General features: G+C 36.9%; 16 protein-coding genes and 1 pseudogene. 2 read left to right on the forward strand and 15 right to left on the reverse strand.

The window, feature by feature from the left end; genetic code table 11:
- Positions 1-140: 140 nt before the first annotated feature.
- A complete protein-coding gene (locus tag GTH25_RS13760) occupies positions 141-443 on the reverse strand; it encodes a hypothetical protein (RefSeq protein ID WP_075674359.1) in 303 nt (100 codons plus the stop codon).
- 299 nt (positions 444-742) lie between these two features.
- Positions 743-1,879: a YiiG family protein gene (locus tag GTH25_RS13765; RefSeq protein WP_164530675.1), complete on the reverse strand. Its 1,137-nt coding sequence runs from the start codon at positions 1,877-1,879 to the stop codon at positions 743-745.
- 863 nt (positions 1,880-2,742) lie between these two features.
- Here GTH25_RS13765 and GTH25_RS13770 point away from each other — a divergent pair.
- Positions 2,743-3,360 (forward strand): Fic/DOC family protein, encoded by a 618-nt coding sequence (locus GTH25_RS13770; protein WP_156733973.1) that lies wholly within the window; start codon positions 2,743-2,745, stop codon positions 3,358-3,360.
- Here the strand turns inward: GTH25_RS13770 and GTH25_RS13775 are convergent.
- From GTH25_RS13775 to GTH25_RS13785, 3 genes and pseudogenes are all read right to left on the reverse strand, one after another.
- Positions 3,357-3,521 (reverse strand): hypothetical protein, encoded by a 165-nt coding sequence (locus tag GTH25_RS13775; RefSeq protein WP_006536548.1) that lies wholly within the window; start codon positions 3,519-3,521, stop codon positions 3,357-3,359. The two genes, GTH25_RS13770 and GTH25_RS13775, sit on opposite strands and share 4 nt — an antisense overlap.
- 365 nt (positions 3,522-3,886) lie before the next feature.
- A complete protein-coding gene (locus tag GTH25_RS13780; RefSeq protein ID WP_164530676.1) occupies positions 3,887-4,546 on the reverse strand; it encodes a trypsin-like serine protease in 660 nt (219 codons plus the stop codon).
- 414 nt (positions 4,547-4,960) lie between these two features.
- A pseudogene (locus GTH25_RS13785) lies at positions 4,961-6,241 on the reverse strand (tyrosine-type recombinase/integrase).
- A 230-nt stretch (positions 6,242-6,471) separates the two neighbouring features.
- On the opposite strand from GTH25_RS13785, the gene mutS reads away from it, so the two are divergent.
- Positions 6,472-9,036 carry a DNA mismatch repair protein MutS gene (mutS, locus tag GTH25_RS13790; RefSeq protein ID WP_099660063.1) on the forward strand — a complete coding sequence of 855 codons (2,565 nt, stop codon included), beginning with the start codon at positions 6,472-6,474 and terminating at the stop codon, positions 9,034-9,036.
- A 115-nt stretch (positions 9,037-9,151) separates the two neighbouring features.
- On the opposite strand, the gene GTH25_RS13795 is transcribed toward mutS, so the two are convergent.
- The 10 genes from GTH25_RS13795 to ftsB form a co-directional block, all read right to left on the reverse strand.
- Positions 9,152-10,306: a hypothetical protein gene (locus GTH25_RS13795; RefSeq protein WP_099660062.1), complete on the reverse strand. Its 1,155-nt coding sequence runs from the start codon at positions 10,304-10,306 to the stop codon at positions 9,152-9,154.
- On the reverse strand, positions 10,303-11,562 hold the full coding sequence (locus GTH25_RS13800) for a hypothetical protein (protein ID WP_156733978.1): 1,260 nt from the start codon (positions 11,560-11,562) through the stop codon (positions 10,303-10,305). Before GTH25_RS13800 ends, GTH25_RS13795 begins: the two co-directional genes overlap by 4 nt.
- Positions 11,563-11,732: 170 nt before the next feature.
- Complete coding sequence (rpoS, locus tag GTH25_RS13805) at positions 11,733-12,716, reverse strand: RNA polymerase sigma factor RpoS (RefSeq protein ID WP_075673787.1); 984 nt, start codon at positions 12,714-12,716, stop codon at positions 11,733-11,735.
- A gap of 687 nt (positions 12,717-13,403) precedes the next feature.
- Positions 13,404-14,522, reverse strand: coding sequence for a murein hydrolase activator NlpD (nlpD, locus tag GTH25_RS13810; protein WP_164530677.1), 1,119 nt, complete (start codon positions 14,520-14,522; stop codon positions 13,404-13,406).
- 153 nt (positions 14,523-14,675) lie between these two features.
- Positions 14,676-15,302: a protein-L-isoaspartate(D-aspartate) O-methyltransferase gene (locus GTH25_RS13815; protein ID WP_075673789.1), complete on the reverse strand. Its 627-nt coding sequence runs from the start codon at positions 15,300-15,302 to the stop codon at positions 14,676-14,678.
- Positions 15,296-16,060, reverse strand: a complete 765-nt coding sequence (surE, locus tag GTH25_RS13820; protein WP_164530678.1) for a 5'/3'-nucleotidase SurE — start codon at positions 16,058-16,060, stop codon at positions 15,296-15,298. The genes GTH25_RS13815 and surE overlap by 7 nt, the downstream gene beginning before the upstream one ends.
- Positions 16,038-17,090 carry a tRNA pseudouridine(13) synthase TruD gene (truD, locus tag GTH25_RS13825; RefSeq protein ID WP_075673791.1) on the reverse strand — a complete coding sequence of 351 codons (1,053 nt, stop codon included), beginning with the start codon at positions 17,088-17,090 and terminating at the stop codon, positions 16,038-16,040. Before truD ends, surE begins: the two co-directional genes overlap by 23 nt.
- A complete protein-coding gene (gene ispF / locus GTH25_RS13830) occupies positions 17,087-17,572 on the reverse strand; it encodes a 2-C-methyl-D-erythritol 2,4-cyclodiphosphate synthase (protein WP_075673792.1) in 486 nt (161 codons plus the stop codon). Before ispF ends, truD begins: the two co-directional genes overlap by 4 nt.
- 3 nt (positions 17,573-17,575) lie before the next feature.
- Positions 17,576-18,322 (reverse strand): 2-C-methyl-D-erythritol 4-phosphate cytidylyltransferase, encoded by a 747-nt coding sequence (ispD, locus tag GTH25_RS13835; RefSeq protein WP_075673793.1) that lies wholly within the window; start codon positions 18,320-18,322, stop codon positions 17,576-17,578.
- 39 nt (positions 18,323-18,361) lie between these two features.
- Positions 18,362-18,652, reverse strand: coding sequence for a cell division protein FtsB (gene ftsB, locus GTH25_RS13840; protein ID WP_036913758.1), 291 nt, complete (start codon positions 18,650-18,652; stop codon positions 18,362-18,364).
- Positions 18,653-18,981: the final 329 nt, after the last annotated feature.

Genomic DNA, 18,981 nt, shown 5'->3' on the forward strand with positions numbered 1-18,981 from the left:
AATAAATTTTTCAATATTTTACCTAATAATTATCTCGCAACAATATAGGGTAATAACAGTTAGAGTAAGATAACGATAGAGATTAATATTTTGGCGTTAAGAAAAACATTAAGTAAAACCTACCGACTTTAACTTCAATATTAATGTGCTTCAATTTCTTGTTTGTTAATCACACCAATAATATCAACACGAATATTTCGCGTATCCGCTCTTCCTTTATCGTCTACTGCACGAATACGATAGCGACCACTCTCTTTGGGATACCACTCTATTGAACGCTGATTTGTACTATTCCCTAGATAAGCATCATCTATAAACCAATAAATAATATTGCTGTCATTATCCGTTGTTGCATTAAATACAATTGACGTATTTGGTGATGAAGCACGTCTTAAAGTATAAGTGGTTATAGATAGTCCTATATTGCACCGATAAAAACGCATTTTCTTATCAGTAAAATTAAGCCAAAGAGCAAAATAAATAGCGCAACTATAATAAAGTAAGAATGTAAAATAAGAATGAATACTTATCATTAATTTAAAATTTTATTATATAAAAACAGATTACATTCTTAATATTTTTTTCCTAGCATTCCACTCTATTTCAAGACTCTTCTGAGCATTAGTTTGGATCATCTTTTTCTAACAATCATTTAATGTTTAATAAAACACAGTAAAAAAGGTGAATTTTGCGAAAGAAATCGCACTATTAAAGTGCGATTTACATTTTTATGGCGTAAATATTACTTCGCTATTAGAGAATTATAATTCTCTATTAAATATTTATATTCATTTGAAATCGTATTTATGCTACCTGATATATCTTTATTCTCATTGAGTTTTTTTTCTAACACTTTTAACTCAATAACAAGTTGTTGGTATAATTCTAAATATTTTTTAACTGAATAATCAGTACCTTTCATATTTTCTTTATTTAGCAATGCTTCATCACCAAATACTTTTCCTAACTCAATTGATTGTTCCTCAATTTTTGTAATCGCAGCAGAGAGTGCAGTCACATCAATTTTATCTGGGTTCATTGAATCAAGAGTATTAGTTACTGTATCCAATGATTGCATAATTTGATAACGAACAACTAAGCCTTCTTTTTTCACTAATTCAAGCTCTTCAATATGCATTGCTTGGTAATAGTTTTCATATGCCTCAGCGGCTTTTTCTTTCTCATCGATTAGTTTGGCATAAGCATTTTTCACATCTTCATACAAAGTACTTGCTTGTGCAAAATCATCTAAGCGATAAGTCTCTTTTACAACAAGATAATCGCCTAATTTCAGCAGTTTCTTATATAGATCAACATAGCTTTCACCATAAGCATTCCCCACAGCATCTAGCTCTGGGAGTGTAGGCGAAAATGTTTTCATAAATTCAAAAGATTCTTGAGCGCGTTCAGCACCTGATCCACTCAAATACATAGAGAAAGCACTTCTAACAGGCATTAGCGCACTGTTCGCTTTCATTCTTTTTATTTGATCGGTCTCTGCTTCATTTTCGAGTATTTTGAAAGGTGTTAGATCAAGAGTTTTGCCATTATCAGAACTTAAACTTGTTAAAACTTTTTTCGTATTATCTAAAAGATTAACGTTAATTGTGCCCGAAAGTCTGCCGGTTTTTTTCTGAATGATGGTGCCAAAATCTTCGTTAAACGTTGCTAACCATAAGTTACCTTTTTCAATTTTCTGACTAAATTGAACTTCATCAGATTGCGTATTTTTTGAATCAGGCTTAGATTGTGTTGTTTGCTCTGTCTTATTTTTATCTTGCAAAGGTGTTCCTGTATTCGAATTTTCATTTGAATTATCACAACCTACTGCTGATATTAATAAAAGACTTATTATCGATGCCAATATGCTCTTTTTCATAATCCCTCATTATATTATTAAGTAATTAACCCGCTATAAACTATAATGAGTTTAATAATTAATGACTATTTTTTATTACATTAATTTTAAGCATCTTAATAATACTCTTGATGAGAGTATCGAGCTTTGATTAATAACGTATATTTACTTAAATATAATATTATATATTTATAAGTATTTTTTAAAGAATTTATAGATATCCTATATTAGCTATTTTCAATTCCTTCCTTTAATGCCTGAGCAATAAGCTTTAATATAAAATCAATAAAGCAGGTACTATCACTTTATTTATCAATGTAATAAAATATCATTTAAATCAATACGTAATAAATTAAAAACAAAGAGTTTCCAGGTAAGTGTAGATTGTCATTAATGGTGAATCAACGATATCATAGACTTAAAATTATTTGGCTTTTAGTCTAAAAAGATATTTGGATCATTAAAACAATGAACTGAAACCTTGTGATATGATCACACAATGCTTGTGAAATAGAACGATATGTGGTGTAACAATAGATTTTCACAAATAACTTAAAATTCAATACGTTAAGATAGACAACAACATGACTGACATTCAACACTTAGAATCCCACACACCAATGATGCATGGGTGTGTTAGCGTTGAAATATAACGATATTTATTAATTTTCCAACAAAACCTACAATTTAACCTACACTTAATTAATTCTTTGATTTATAGGTAGTTATTATTTTATTTAACCTAGCCAGCGCTTATACTCTAAATAATTCGAGGTGCAGCTAGGCGACAAGTAAATGAGTCGCTAGGAGCATACATAAGTATGTGACTAGTGCGAATTGACGTAGTCAACAACGCTGCCAACTTGAAGTATGACGAGTATAAAATGAATAGATATGATGTATCTAACAGCGAAGGAAAATTTGCTGATGGCTCTGATGAAGAAGTGCTAGCTAATAAGCTAGGGCTTTCAAACGTTGATGATATCAATGATGCTGAGCTTGTCCTGTTAGAAAAACTGTATCAAGTCATTTTTGAAGAACAATTTCCCACTGAGCAAATTACCGTATCACTTATTCAGCGTTGGCACCGCCAATGGTTAGGGAATGTTTACGAATGGGCTGGTCAGTTACGTACGGTGAATATTAGCAAGGGTGGCTTTATGTTTGCCCCTGCGGGACGTGTTGCAAAGTTACTTGCTCAATTCGAGAAAGAGTTTCTAGCGAAGTACACACCTTGCACCAATATGAGCCGAGAACAAGTCATAGAAGCTATAGCAACAGTACATGTGGAATTAATTCTGATACATCCATTTAGGGAAGGAAATGGGCGCTTATCGCGTTTACTCGCAGATGTGATGGCAGTACAAGCTGGTTTCCAGCCGTTAGACTATGAAAGTTGGACTCAACACCCCGAGCAGTATATTGCAGCAATCCACGCAGGGTTAAACCTTAACTATGAACCCATGAAATATTGGGTTAACGAAGCCTTAAAAGAAAGCTAAATCGCCAGTTTCAAGTGTCCAAACTTCTCACGCTTAGCCTTCATCTCTTCTTCAAGACGACGAGACTCCTGCCCTGTTTCAATCGCCGTGGAGGTTGCTACCGAACGAATAAGTTGAGTACGAGTTGGTCTTGTTGCTTGAATTAATTCATTTTTTTTCATGGTAGTCTCACTTCAAACTGACGATAGTGCATTTTATCACCGTTAATTTATATGACAACATAGAACACCTTTCTAGTTAAAAATTTTGCAGCACAATGTTGTTTCATTTCCGTCTTCTTTGAGCGAGGAGCGGACGTTTCAATATCATCAGCCCAAATACTAATCGACCTTCTATGAAAAGTATACCAAGTCGATAAGAACGTACTTTCCTCTATAATTGATTTCGTTAATACTAACAACAAGGTACATTCTCTATGTTTATTGAGACTGACTATCAATTTATCCCAAAGACTTCGTAATTGAATTGGGACCTTATTAAAATAAGCCTTGTTTAAGCTATACTGGGCCAGTAGCTATTTACTTCCTTAAAAATCATTTGCTGATTGAATAGCATTAAGTGGATTGACTGATGGAATACTGTTTTTGACGATTCCAATTAAGCTGCCAATTACAAAAGGGGTTTCATCATCAATTATAATGTAGGGACCACCAGAACATCCTGGACTGCTATTATGGTTTACCATTAGACGAGATGTATTACACCCCCCACCTGAATGTTTAGCACAAATCATATTGAAATATTGCCCAACTGTACCTTGAATTTGAACAAGTTGAGATTGACCCAAAGGGAAACCCAAACCGAAGATTGTATTTCCTTTTATAACGGATCTTTTTTTAAAAAAACTGGATATAGGCTGGATAGTAGATTGATTTAATACTAATTCTGCACTATCAACAAAAGGGATATTATTGATATAGTTATTTGCATCATTGCAATTGTTGAGAATAAAATCAACTAAGATAGGCGTTGAGTTTACTAACCCATTATGGTTTTCAAATTTGACGTATAATTTTTTAGTATTGCTAGCTGGGTATTTCCCGCCTAGAGCATTAGTAACAACGTGACCTGCGGTAAGTATCCTATTCGATGCACCATCATCAAAACCAAATGCTGTGGCTTCGAGTGAATTATTAAAATTAAGGTTGTCACTTACATAAATTTTACATACATAGTTATCAAACATTTCATTTCCTTATTTACATACTTAGCAAGGTGCAAGCTTCTAAGCAATTTAAGCAGAAAGTATCCCCCTCACCACTATTCAACAGTTTAATATTGACTCATGTTGTCGATATAAGCTACTTCCGCTTCTGGCACAGAGCTGCCTGTCGGATTAAGTTTGGCTCTGTACAATAGATATATCAGGTCAAATCTGAGCTAATTTTTCTAACCTCTCTTTCTGATTATTATATTAATGTCTGGGCAACAGATATAAATCCGTTGGCTCGAAACCCTTAAATAGAGGTTATTCTGGCTATACGGCAACATCCCACTTTATTAAATAGATTAAATGAGCATACCTATGATTACAACATGCAATTTTACAAAAAATCAAATTAAATTCAATGAGATATCTAAAAAATCACGGATTGATGTGTTAAACTAAGTTGCCTATATGATCCGCCCATTTCTGCAACCACACCTTACATTCACTATCATACTTGTATAAATTATACGTTCCTTCAATGCCGCCACGTATATGACCAAGTATCGCCTCAGCCACTTCATTAGGGCAACCTAGTTTAGCCAAACCAGTACGCATGGTACGGCGTAAATCATGAGGTGACCAATCGGGGATATCCAACATCTTGCCTTCTTTACGTAAACGCCATGCACATTCTGTTAGATACTTTTGCTGAATGGGTAACTTGGTTACTTGAGATGGAAAAAGGTATTTATCGGAGTTCATGCGCATTGATTTCAAGTAGGTGACTGCTTGCTCAGGTAATTGCACGTAGCGTTCAATGCCTGTTTTAGTTTCTTTCAAATGAATAGTACCTTTTTCTAGGTCCACATCATCCCAAGCCATTGCGCACACTTCTCCTGTTCGGCAACCTGTCCAAAGTGTTAAACGGAAAACATTTTTCACGACATTGGTATAAGCAGAACTTGGTAACCACGCTAAAAATTTCTGAAGTTCATTATCATCAAGGTAACGAGTGCCTTTATTACTCGTTAGTTTAAACTTAGCTTGCTACAAGCTCGATTTTGCCAATAAAGCTGGATTAGCGAAATTATCTTCGAAATACTCTAGACCGATTGCAAACTCATAGGCTGCCGACAGTTCACGCAATACATTACCGGCTTGAACCTTAGCGCCTCGTCCATCAATTTCACGCACAAGCTCTATCACATTTTTTCAGGTTACTTCATGAGCCATAAGCTCACCTAAAACACGAACAACATCGGCTTCAAGCATACGACGAACTTCTATTTGCCCTTTCTTCTTTCTTGAGCCAGAAATAATTCTACCGTCTTTGCCTATACGATCTTCGATACGATCAACTAAATGAAGCTCAACAAGTTCTTTTACTGTTAACTGTGTTTTTTGCGGCTGGAGTTGTTCCTGTTTTTTGTATTGCTTTTCTTCTTTCATCTCAGTCGCGGGGCATCGGCCTAATTGACGTAACTGTTTCAACTCTTATAACTTAACTCTCGCTTCACTTAATGAAGTTTGAGGGAAATTACCGATCTTTAGCTGTACAAGTTTATGTGTAACTGGGCTACTATAACGGTAGAAAAATGTCTTAATGCCTGTTGCGCCACAAAATACACGTAAACCTGTATTTTCACCTGTATCAGACCTATCTTTACTGGCAGGTTTCATTGCCTCAATGGCTTTCGTTGATAAGGGTTTTGCTGGCTGCTTTTGGCTCATCAGTGTTACCTTGTTTAGCGCTGACTATAAGATAATTAAAGATTTTTAGTGAAAAGTGTAGGTTGTCAGTTTTGTTATGCCCATTATACCATATCACCATCAACAACCTACACTTTAACCTACACTTATATATGGGATTCTGTGATATTTTATAAGATATAATGAGATCTTATGAGACAATAAAAAAACACAGAATCAAGTTAATTCAATAAGTTAATATAGATAACCCCATGACTGACAGCCAAAATTTCGAATCCCACACACCAATGATGCAGCAGTATCTTAAGATTAAAGCAGAGCATCCTGAAATCTTACTGTTCTATCGTATGGGTGACTTTTATGAACTGTTTTTTGATGATGCTAAAAAAGCCTCTCGCTTATTAGATATTTCATTAACAAAACGGGGTCAGTCCGCAGGCCAACCTATTCCTATGGCAGGTGTTCCGCATCATGCTGTTGAAAACTATCTCGCTAAATTAGTTCAACTAGGGGAATCTGTCGCTATTTGTGAACAAATTGGTGATCCTGCAACAAGTAAAGGCCCTGTTGAGCGCAAAGTTATTCGTATTGTAACGCCGGGTACTGTTACTGATGAAGCCTTACTTGAAGAGCGCCAAGACAACCTTTTAGCGGCTATTTGGCAAGATAAAAATGGCGCATTTGGTTATGCAACATTAGATATCACATCAGGGCGCTTTCGTGTTACTGAAATGCCAGATAGTGAAAGCATGATTGCCGAATTACAACGGACTCATCCCGCTGAATTACTCTATCCAGAAACTTTTGAGTCGATGGCACTAATTGAGCGCCAGCAAGGCTTGCGCCGTCGTCCTATTTGGGAATTTGAACCAGAAACAGCAAAACAACAACTGAACCTGCAATTTGGTACTCGTGATTTAACAGGCTTCGGTGTTGAAAATGCACATTTGGCACTCTGTGCTGCTGGATGCTTATTACAATATGTGAAAGATACACAACGCACAGCATTGCCCCATATTCGTAACATCACTATGGAACGCCCTCAAGATTCAATTATTTTAGATGCGGCGACTCGTCGTAATCTTGAATTAACACAGAATCTTGCAGGTGGTACCGATAACACACTCGCATCCGTACTTGATCTCTGTGTTACCCCTATGGGAAGCCGCATGCTAAAACGTTGGATACACACCCCATTACGCCAACGTGAACAACTCGTTAAACGTCAAGATGCAATTAGTGCATTACAGCCCCTCTATTTTGAACTGCAACCTTTTTTACGACAAATAGGTGATCTAGAGCGAGTCTTAGCGCGTTTAGCTCTACGCTCCGCACGTCCTCGCGATCTTTCTCGTATGCGCCATGCTTTCCAGCAATATCACGATATTCATCAAGTACTTGAACAAGCTGATATGCCTTACATCAAAGAATTACAAAAGCGTATTAGTCAGTTCGATGAATTATGTGAATTACTCGAACATGCTATTGTTGAAACACCGCCAGTATTAGTACGTGACGGTGGTGTTATTGCCTCTGGGTATAATGCCGAATTAGATGAATGGCGTGCATTAGCCGATGGCGCAAGTGATTACCTTGATAAACTTGAAATCCGTGAACGTGAAAAATGGGGTATTGATACTCTAAAAGTTGGCTTTAATGGTGTACATGGCTATTACATCCAAGTCAGTCGCGGGCAAAGCAATTTAGTGCCTATGCACTATGTTCGTCGTCAAACATTGAAAAATGCTGAACGTTATATTATTCCTGAATTAAAAGAGTATGAAGACAAGGTATTAACTTCTAAAGGTAAAGCATTAGCTATCGAAAAAATGCTTTATGAAGAGATTTTTGAAAAGCTATTACCTCACCTGACAGCATTACAGATTAGTGCTGAGGCTTTAGCTGAAACAGATGTTCTTTCTAACCTTGCAGAGCGCGCTGAGTCATTAAATTATACTCGCCCAGAATTGAGTGAAAAAACAGGCATTCAAATCACTGGAGGACGTCACCCAGTTGTTGAACAAGTCCTTAGTGAACCGTTTATTTCAAATCCATTACAATTAGCACCTCAACGTCGCTTATTGATCATTACAGGCCCTAATATGGGGGGTAAAAGTACTTATATGCGCCAAGCCGCATTAATTACTTTACTTGCTTATATTGGTAGCTTTGTACCTGCTGAAAAAGCCTTAATTGGCCCAGTCGATCGCATCTTTACGCGTGTCGGTGCTTCTGATGATCTTGCTTCTGGACGTTCCACTTTTATGGTTGAAATGACAGAAACCGCTAATATTTTGCACAATGCGACTGAAAATAGCTTAGTTTTAATGGATGAAATTGGTCGGGGTACATCCACTTATGACGGGTTATCTCTGGCTTGGGCTTGTGCTGAAAATTTAGCAAACCGCATTAAAGCGATGACTCTCTTTGCAACTCACTATTTTGAATTAACTACACTGCCTGAAAAACTTGAAGGCACTGCAAACATTCATTTAGATGCCGTTGAACATGGCGATACTATTGCCTTTATGCACAGCGTCCAAGAAGGCGCTGCAAGTAAAAGTTATGGTTTAGCCGTAGCATCATTAGCAGGCGTGCCCAAAGAGGTGATCCGTCGCGCTAAGCAGAAGCTAAAAGAGCTTGAAATGCTATCAGGTCATACTGGCTCTGGTCATGTTGAAACGTCACAACTGATGTTATTAACAGAAGCTGAGCCTTCTGTCATTGAATTAGCGTTAGATAAAATCGATCCTGATGCATTAACACCTCGACAAGCATTAGAACAACTCTATCGTTTAAAAGAGATGGCAAAATAAGTCATAACAAATACTAAATATTGATAGCAAAAAGGCTCTGTTTGATTTTTCAGAGCCTTTTTTATGGCTTACTTTCTAATTTTTCAAATGAAGATAATCAAAGATAAATACAACATTAATTAATTGAAGCATGGCTATATTTCAGCCGCTCACCCAATAACAATAAAGTGTCTTTATCACCATAGTTGTCAAATAAGCGAACAAATGATGATAAAGCAGGATTAAACATCATATCGTCAGTAGTTTTCTCATAAAATGTATAATCTTTTGTTTTCAATGAAAAGACTAACGTAATTTCATCATCATTACGGCCTTTATTTAAAATCAAATTATCATTACTTGCCATTAACTGATTTATATATTTATAACCACTTTCATAGAAAATCACTAAATTTCCATCAGCTTGACGTTGAACAACAGAATAGAGATCACGATAAGCATGTTGAGCAATAAAATAGATATCACCTTTAGCATTTTGGGCAACTTCTTTAACACGCAAAGGAAGCCAGCGTGTTTTTGTCACTTCTTTATTCACTAAATTTAACGTGATTTCTAACGTATTTGTTGTGTAATGGTGGTTATAAAAAATAATGAGGGAATCACCTGATAGAGCGTAATGAAATTGAGTAAACTCACCAAAATCTTCAGCGTAATATTGCTTCACCAAATCTTCTGTATTAACTGAATATTCCCAGCTTTCGCCTTCATCTAAACTTGTTAATATTGTCTTATTATCAACTAGTACTAGTTGCGATGTTGTTTGTGAAAAGAGTAATTTTCCACCAATTAGCGCTAAAGGAAAACGATAATAACCATTGTTAGTCTCTTGCCAAGGAATTAAATCTGCTACTGTAAACTCTGTTAAATCTATAGTTTGTCGTCCCTGCTCTGTAAATAAAACACATTTATCGGCAACACAATAAGCGTTATAAAAGCTACCTTGACCTTGCGATACAAAGCGCATGCCTTCTTTATCAGAAAAGTACAGTGTATATTTTCTCTGATTATCTTGGCGATGAAGTCTGCCATAAATATCTACATCATATCGGCCACTATCAGATTCAGTTTTAATTAACATTCCGCTAGAAGCATAAAAAGTATTACGCCAATCATAGTGAGAATATGGATATGAAGATAATTCGGAAGAGTTTTCATTTTTCCATTGCCACTTAGAGGCGAATCCATGAAAAAGTACGCCATAAAAAAGCAGTAAGCTTAAAATAAATAAACTTGTGATAATGATAAAAGGCTTACGGAAAAAAGGATTCATTGGCGCAACTCCGTAATATACAGGGGTTGTTTGCTTTCAATACATTGCTGCTGAAGTAAAAAATGGGTTTGATAACTGCTATTGCCTTTTTCTGATAACAAAATATAAAGATTTGAAAACAAGGCAGTTAAAAAAGCAATGCCACTCATAATTAAGCCATAGATAATTCCCATTCCTAAAAAACTATCACCAATAGAATACCAATCCCATTTATCCCAATAATTGCCATTATCATAAACATCAGAAATAGAGAAACTTGCAACCATTGAGAAAATAAAAACACTAATTAATGCGACTATTAACAGTGATAAACGATATGTACGCTGGTGACCAATATACATTTGTCCTGATATTGTATAAGCACCATTATCTGTATGATTATAAACCCCCAAAATAACAGGCCCTGAGTTCTTATCTTCAGCTTGCCAAAAGAACAGTTCAACATCATCACCATCAGCAAGAAACAGATTATGATCAGAATAAAATAAGCGCTCTCTATAACTTAATACGAAAGGATGATTATCAATCAGGCAGGATACTTGCATTATCACCGTCTCGCCGTTGCGGTGATGCATTTTAATTCTATTACTACTATGAATTTGTATTATTCCTCGAACTCGTTGTACTTTACTTTGCTTTATTTGAGGAAACGATTTTTTAATCACAGTCAATGAAGGTAATGGTGCTGATTTTATTCCAGTAATAATGAGGCGCTCGCCATCTGGCGCTATCAACACTTGCTTGGCGATAACTTTATCTAACGCCTTTATTCTCTTTCTATGTTTGGGTCTGGTGCGCTGAAAATAGCGATAAGCTTTTTCTCCGATATAACTGATCCCCGCCATCACTGCACCACATGCAATAACCATAGAAACAACGATAAAGAAATTCACTTCAAGATAGAGGATCGAAAAATAGCTCCAATAACCGCCAACAAGCGTCAGAATAAATGCAAGCAATAACCATTTTTGTTGTTTTGCTGTTAGCGTGAATTTTCTTTCAGGCTCAAGCCTTCCTTTTGTATCATGATAAATCCATTGCACCCAAAAACTGCCATTTTTCAATAATTCAGCACAGATTTTAAGTTCATCACCTTGTTTTAATCGTTTAAGAAAATCTTGAGAATTAGAAAAATCCTCTTCATTAAGATAGAAGTTTTTACCTGATGCTATTAATCTCACCATTCCATTCGGGGAGATTTTACTTTGGTTAAAATCGCAACGTTCTAATTTAACGTTTAAAAAATAATCTTTCATATCTTCCTTTATTACTTTCATCAGGCTAATAAGGTGCAAGACTGCATTCTTGTTTTATCGTTTTAAGTCGCATAATACAAGATAAAGAAAAGCCGATTAGTAAATCCACTAATCGGCTTTGGTAATAACAATTTGTCAATTAAAGCTATAAATAGAACAAGGATGGCTAACTATGCTTTGAAAAGTGCTTCAATACATAATCCCTGACTTTGTAGAATGTCTTTTAAGCGACGCAGTCCTTCAACTTGAATTTGACGAACTCTTTCTCTTGTTAGACCAATTTCTCTACCAACATCTTCTAAAGTTTCTGCTTCATAGCCTAATAACCCAAAACGACGTGCTAATACTTCACGTTGCTTAGGATTCAATTCAAATAACCACTTTATGATATTTTCCTTGAGGTTATTATTTTGAATTGTTACTTCCGGCCCTTCTTCATTTTCGTCAGAGATAATATCGAGTAATGCTTTATCTGAATCACCACCAATTGGGGTATCAACAGAAGTAATACGTTCGTTTAAACGTAGCATCTTACTCACATCTTCAACTGGTTTATCAAGTGTTTGTGCAATTTCTTCAACACTAGGCTCATGATCGAGTTTATGTGCTAATTCTCTTGCTGTTCTTAAATAAACATTCAGCTCTTTAACGATATGAATAGGAAGGCGGATAGTACGAGTCTGGTTCATAATGGCACGTTCAATAGTTTGACGTATCCACCATGTCGCATAAGTTGAAAAACGGAAACCTTTTTCAGGATCAAATTTTTCAACAGCACGAATAAGTCCTAAGTTCCCTTCTTCAATCAAATCAAGCAGGGCAAGACCTCGGTTTGTATAACGACGAGAGATCTTAACAACTAAACGTAGGTTACTTTCTATCATTCGTTGTCTTGAAGGAATATCGCCTCGCAACGCTCTACGGGCAAAAAAAACTTCCTCTTCAGCGGTCAGCAACGGAGAATAACCAATTTCTCCTAAATAAAGCTGAGTTGCATCGAGCGCACGCTGGTTGACTCCTTCAATAAGTTCAATTTCATCTTGAGCATCAGACTCATTTTCTGCCTCTTTTGCAGCAACTTCATCGAACTCTTCCATGTTCTCTTCAATTTCATCTGTATATAACTCGTCTACTCTTAGCGTACTTTGGCTCATCAGCTGCTCCTACCCTTGATAATTTAGGTAAACGACTCCTAATTAAAGTCTATTTACCAGTTTATCGCTGTGTCACGACACAACGGGTTTACTGATTTTCCCTTGTAACGAATTACAAAATAAAAGATAACATAATCTATTTTACTGTTAATTTTATTCTTTCTTTATTCAATATATAACTTAACTATTGAGTGCAGGTTATTAACAGTTTTTTTATTATATTTTACGTATATCTATCTATGCGTAAAATTACTCTATTTGATGTACTATTTGTGACTATTTACATCTAAAAAAACAAATAAAAATCCATAATACTAAAATAATATCCAATAATTTATATTACGTACTATTATTAAAAAGATAATCTAATAAAGAAAATACCTACCTAAACAATAGGTTGTTTTATAGTTCATCTTTTCATAACAACGAATCTTTATTCATTTTTTATATAACAATTTTTAGCATACGCATTCATTGGTTGAGAATCAACCGTCTAATTTAACGTTATCTATAATTTTATATTGACCTCTCATTTTTAATAACCTTTAAATAAGCACTTATACTTAGGTAAAATTTATTTTGTTTCAATATTTTAATTAATTACAGATAAGAAAAAGCCCTCTTCTTTTTGTAAAGGAAAGGGCTTAACTTTAGGATTATTCACTATACGTGTAAAAAATCACTTACCTATTTCTTAGGCAAATAGCTCATTGGGTTAAGTGATTTTTCTTTATAACGGATCTCAAAGTGTAGTCGGACAGAACTAGTTCCAGAGCTACCCATTGTGGCAATTTGCTGGCCTGCATTCACATTTTGTTGTTCGCGCACTAAAATGGTGTCGTTATGTGCGTATGCGCTGAGGTATTCGTCATTATGCTTAATGATAACGAGGTTACCATAACCACGTAATGCGCTACCGGCATAAACCACTTTACCCGCTGCGGTTGCAACAATTGGTGAACCTTTTGTACCACCGATATCGATACCTTTATTACCACCTGGCGCACTCGAATAGCTTTCGATGATATTACCTTGCGCAGGCCAAATCCACTTACCAGAAACCGTTGTTGGTGCTGATTTCGCTGTCGTTGTGGTATTCGTGTTGGTTGGTGGTGGCGGAGTCGTTGTTTTCGGCGGTGTTGTTGCCGGCTTAGTGATCAATGGCCCCATTGATGTGTTATTTGTCGGTTTCGTTTGAGCCGTTTGAACACCTGCACTACTTGGTTGATTGATAACAGATGTGTTCACATTTGTATTGGTTCCCGTATTAACTTGACGGTTACCAATATTCAGCACCTGCCCCACATTCAAACTATAAGGCTCTGGAATATTATTCATTGATGCCAGCTCTTTTACATCGCTATCTGTTATCCACGCGATATAGAACATGGTATCACCACGTTTTACTGTATAGGTATTACCGCTGTAATTTCCTTTAGGAATACTGTCATAATTGCGGTTGTACACAATCCGTCCAGAGCCATCAGTACTTACATTTTGCGCTGCAACAGATGTTTGAGGACGAGATTGGTTTTGAGACTGAACCATGCCTCCATTAGACGAAGCGGAGTTCACCTTAATTGAAGGAGGAGGTGACGATTGTAAGGGGGTAGTTCTTTCAATAGGCGTCGCATTACTGTTAGTCACTACAGGTGCGGTTGATACCGTATTATTTGAAGAGCTATCATTTACAGAGGTAATGGGTGCAGGACGATAAGGTGTATCTGCACAGCCTGTTAATGCAAATCCAATTACCGAACACATGATTGCCCAGCGGACATGCTTAATTGGGCTTTCTGAATTCATACTTCCTTCTCCCTTTAAAAAGGCATTAGCATCTAGCAATTTGTCGAGTTAAACAAAAAGACTGCAATTTTTTGAAAATGTTTCATTTATTAGTGCAGATTACGACAAGCTATTAAAAAGCAGTAATAAAAAACGGTCAGATTTATCTGGAAGTTATGCTAACTCGCCTGCAATTAAAGGTACAAATCTAACTGTTTCTATAGATTGGTAGTGAAAATCATTACCTAAACGTCGGATAAACTTCAGTATTTGTTGTTGTTCACCGACAGGTATTATCATCCTGCCACCATCGGCTAACTGCATCAATAACTGTTGTGGTACTTCTGTTGCACATGCTGTCACTATTATGGCATTAAACGGCGCTTTTGATGACCACCCCTCCCATCCATCACCGTGGCGTGTCGAGATGTTATGTAAATCAAGATGTTTAAAACGTCGTTTAGCTTGCCATTGCAATATCTTTATACGCTCAACAGAACTAACATGATGGACTAAATTTGCTAATACTGCAGTTTGATATCCCGAGCCTGTACCAATTTCTAATACAGAATCGGTACTTTGTAATTCTAGTAGTGTTGTCATTTTGGCAACAATATAAGGCTGTGAAATAGTTTGCCCATTGCCAATAGGCAAAGCTGTATTTTCGTAAGCCTTATGAGAAAGCGCTTCATCAATAAAAAGCTCTCTAGGTACTTTACTCATTGCTTCCAACAGGCTCTCATCCTTGATGCCATGCTGTTTTAACATTGTCAGTAAGTCTTTCATTGACCGACTTAACATGTTTTTTTGACCTCTGCTTTATTTAACCAATTTTGTAGTAAATCAAGTGCTTTATACGCTGTTAAATCAACATGCAATGGAGTTATCGAAACATAACCTTCATCAACAGCAGCAAAATCTGTATCAGGACCTACATCATTTTTTTCACCTGGAGGCCCAATCCAATAAAGACTATTTCCTCTAGGAACGGTATGCGTATAAACATGTTGTGATGCATGACGACTACCACAGCGTGTAATACGGAAACCTTTTACTTCATCAATAGGAATATCAGGTACGTTAATATTGAGAATATTTCCGGCTCTTAAAGGTACTTGTTGTAACATTGCCAAGACTTCACAAGTTACTTGAGCAGCTGTCTCAAAGTGCGTTTCACCATCAAGTGAAACAGCAATGGCTGGTAAACCTAAAAAACGCCCTTCTGTTGCTGCAGCAACCGTACCTGAATAAATAACATCATCACCCAAATTAGGGCCATGATTAATACCAGAAACCACAATATCAGGACGAGGACGCACTAAATGATTTACACCAAGATAAACACAATCTGTTGGTGTACCCTCAACAATCGCAATATCCCCGTTCTCAAGCTCTTGTTTGCGTAGAGGTCTGTCGATTGTTAAAGAGTTAGATGCAGCACTACGATTGCGATCGGGTGCAACAATTTGTACATCATAACGCTGGCGCAATGCTTTAGCGAGGGTCTGTATCCCCTTCGCCATCACACCATCGTCATTACTCACCAATATTTTCAGCATCATCATTCCCTAATAAAATTAATTCACGTACAACGCTAGTTGCAAAGCTTCCTGCAGGTAAAAAGAATGACAGAGAAACAGTGGTGTCGTCTACCCAATTCCATGACATATTTTCTGGTAATACATTGATAGCACGTCTTGTATTATCAACGCGTTCTTGTCGAGCCAACGACCAGAAGGCTTCATATTCTGCCAGATTTTTCGTTTCAAAATCTAATGCTTGTGATTGTGTACCTAAATCACCTTTACCTGGTAAAGGTGCAGTAATATGAACATCATGCTCTTCATAACGAGTTTGTGTTTGAGCCAGTTCAGCTTCATCAACAACAAACCAGCTACCTCGCCCATGAAGTTGCATTGCATCACCGAGTACCACTTTTGAATATAAATCACATTCTAATCTTTTGCTGACAATATGATTAAACATCGCACTACGGGCCGCGGAGAGATAAAAGCTACGCTTTCCTCGTTCTTTTACGCGGATTTCGTCTGTTGCCCAACGCATGGCTTGTCGTAAATTATCACCATTACGACCAAATCGTTGAGCACCAAAATAGTTAGGGATACCTTTTGCTTTTATTTGCGCCAAACGAGCATCAACAAAATTGCGATCAGAAATATCTCGTAGCACTAATGTAAAGTGATTACCTTTTAGTGTTCCTATACGTAATTTACGTTGCTGGCGAGTCGTTTCTAGAATTTCACAACCTTCTAAAGCGAGCTGGCTGAAATCAGGCATCTCTTTACCCGGCATACGCAGACAAAACCATTGTTCAGTCACTGCATTTCTGTCTTTTAGACCGGCGTAACTGGCATCACGAGGATGGATCCCAACAAATTTTGCTAATTTTTCAGCAACAAAAGCTGTATTACAACCTGTTTTTCTGATTTTCACCATGACATGCTCGCCTTCACCATCCAGGGTGAAGCCAAGATCTTCACAGACAATAAAATCTTCAGGAATTGACTTTAATAAACCTGTTGCTTGTGGTTTTCCATGTAACCAATGGAGTTCGGGTAAATCACTCATTCAGGTAATAACTCTTTCATTAGTAAAACAACGGCTTCACAGGCAATGCCTTCTTTTCTACCGACAAATCCAAGCTTTTCTGTTGTGGTCGCTTTCACATTGATGTCATCAACGTGACAATGAAGATCTTCTGCGATATTGACGCGCATTTGTGGTGTATGAGGTAGCATTTTTGGTGCCTGAGCAATGATTGTGACATCTAAATTACCAATTCGGTAACCTTTTGCTCTTACGCGTGAGAAGGCTTCACGAAGGAGTACGCGACTATCTGCACCTTTGTATGCAGGGTCGGTATCAGGAAACAATGTGCCAATATCACCCATTGCCATTGCACCTAAAATAGCATCGGTAACTGCATGTAAAACAACATCACCATCAGAGTGAGCTAATAGCCCTTGTTCATAAGGAACTCTGACACCGCCAATAATAATAGGGCCTTCACCGCCAAATTTATGTACGTCGTAACCGTGTCCAATTCTCATTTATTATGTGTTCCTTATACTGGTGATTTGGCGTGAGAGGAAAAACTCTGCAAGCGCTAAATCTTCTGGCTGAGTAACTTTGATATTATCTGCACGACCTTTAACTAATAAAGGTTCATATCCAGCAAACTCCATCGCTGAGGCTTCATCAGTGATCGTTGCTTTTTGAGAGAGTGCATTTTCTATATTTTGTTTTAATAACAATGCAGGAAAGAATTGTGGCGTTAAAGCATGCCATAGCGTTGTTCTTTCTACTGTTTGTTCAATATGGTTATCTTGGTGATAACTACGTTTCATTGTATCGCGAACCGGTGTCGCAAGAATGCCACCACAAAAGTGGGGTTCCATCACGTTTTCATCAATGAGTTTAATTAGATGGTCAAGATCGCCAAAATGTAGGCAAGGTCTTGCTGCATCGTGAACTAATGCCCATGTGTTTTCAGGAAAATGTTGAGTGACATATTCTAAACCTGACAATACGGAGTCAGCGCGTTCACCACCACCATCAACCGTAATTATTCTTTTATCTTGTGCTAAAGATAAAGTGTGAAAGTAGCTGTCATTAGGGCTGATTGCCACGATAATTTGCGTTATACGTGGGTGTTTCAATAAGGCATTAATGGTATGTTCAAGAATAGTCAATCCACCAATCTTCAAATATTGTTTTGGGCAGACTGATTGCATTCGACTTCCGATGCCGGCTGCCGGAATAACGGCAACAATAGGAAGAGTAGAGTTTGTTATATTCATTATGATATTTGTATCAGGACACACTATTAATTCAATAAATTAACGACGTGGTTGAGATTTATCGCTCACAATACGGAAAAATGTCTCATTAGGCTTTATCATTCCTAATTCACTACGAGCACGCTCTTCTAACGCTTCTTGCCCGCCATTGAGGTCATCAATCTCTGCAAATAGACGATCATTACGCTCTTTTAACTGCGTATTTTGCGCCAATGCAGATTCAACTTCTTGAGTTACTTTGTTGTAATCATGGATACCATTTTTACCTAACCACAATGAATATTGTAGCCAGCCAAGTAAAATCAGAAGTAAGACTGTTAATTTCCCCATTACCACCCCCAAGATTAATGGGCTAATCATCCCACAACTCAACCACAGACGCCACAAAAGTGCTGGAATATATTACATTATTATTCCCATTATCCTCACTAGAAACGTGGATAACTTCTATAAAATTCAGATTAAGGTTTAATTTTTTCTTATTCAGATGAAGTGCTATGGGGGTTATTTATAAATAAATGGGCTCTTAATTAATGCGTAAGTCGCATTTGAAATAGTATGGCGTAATATGCATATTTTACTTTAAATACATACATTATCTCTACACATCCACCCTTTTTGTGTGTGGGGTGTGTAGAGATAATTTAATACCATCATAA

It is taken from the genome of Proteus terrae subsp. cibarius (assembly GCF_011045835.1).
GTDB lineage: Bacteria > Pseudomonadota > Gammaproteobacteria > Enterobacterales > Enterobacteriaceae > Proteus > Proteus cibarius.

Bases quoted from the DNA above. Each gene is read 5' to 3' on its own strand.
- GTH25_RS13760 (WP_075674359.1), bottom strand. From the start codon at position 443: ATGCGTTTTTATCGGTGCAATATAGGACTATCTATAACCACTTATACT.
- GTH25_RS13765 (WP_164530675.1), bottom strand. From the start codon at position 1,879: ATGAAAAAGAGCATATTGGCATCGATAATAAGTCTTTTATTAATATCA.
- GTH25_RS13770 (WP_156733973.1), top strand. From the start codon at position 2,743: ATGAATAGATATGATGTATCTAACAGCGAAGGAAAATTTGCTGATGGC.
- GTH25_RS13775 (WP_006536548.1), bottom strand. From the start codon at position 3,521: ATGAAAAAAAATGAATTAATTCAAGCAACAAGACCAACTCGTACTCAA.
- GTH25_RS13780 (WP_164530676.1), bottom strand. From the start codon at position 4,546: ATGTTTGATAACTATGTATGTAAAATTTATGTAAGTGACAACCTTAAT.
- mutS (WP_099660063.1), top strand. From the start codon at position 6,472: ATGACTGACAGCCAAAATTTCGAATCCCACACACCAATGATGCAGCAG.
- GTH25_RS13795 (WP_099660062.1), bottom strand. From the start codon at position 10,306: ATGAATCCTTTTTTCCGTAAGCCTTTTATCATTATCACAAGTTTATTT.
- GTH25_RS13800 (WP_156733978.1), bottom strand. From the start codon at position 11,562: ATGAAAGATTATTTTTTAAACGTTAAATTAGAACGTTGCGATTTTAAC.
- rpoS (WP_075673787.1), bottom strand. From the start codon at position 12,716: ATGAGCCAAAGTACGCTAAGAGTAGACGAGTTATATACAGATGAAATT.
- nlpD (WP_164530677.1), bottom strand. From the start codon at position 14,522: ATGAATTCAGAAAGCCCAATTAAGCATGTCCGCTGGGCAATCATGTGT.
- GTH25_RS13815 (WP_075673789.1), bottom strand. From the start codon at position 15,302: ATGTTAAGTCGGTCAATGAAAGACTTACTGACAATGTTAAAACAGCAT.
- surE (WP_164530678.1), bottom strand. From the start codon at position 16,060: ATGCTGAAAATATTGGTGAGTAATGACGATGGTGTGATGGCGAAGGGG.
- truD (WP_075673791.1), bottom strand. From the start codon at position 17,090: ATGAGTGATTTACCCGAACTCCATTGGTTACATGGAAAACCACAAGCA.
- ispF (WP_075673792.1), bottom strand. From the start codon at position 17,572: ATGAGAATTGGACACGGTTACGACGTACATAAATTTGGCGGTGAAGGC.
- ispD (WP_075673793.1), bottom strand. From the start codon at position 18,322: ATGAATATAACAAACTCTACTCTTCCTATTGTTGCCGTTATTCCGGCA.
- ftsB (WP_036913758.1), bottom strand. From the start codon at position 18,652: ATGGGGAAATTAACAGTCTTACTTCTGATTTTACTTGGCTGGCTACAA.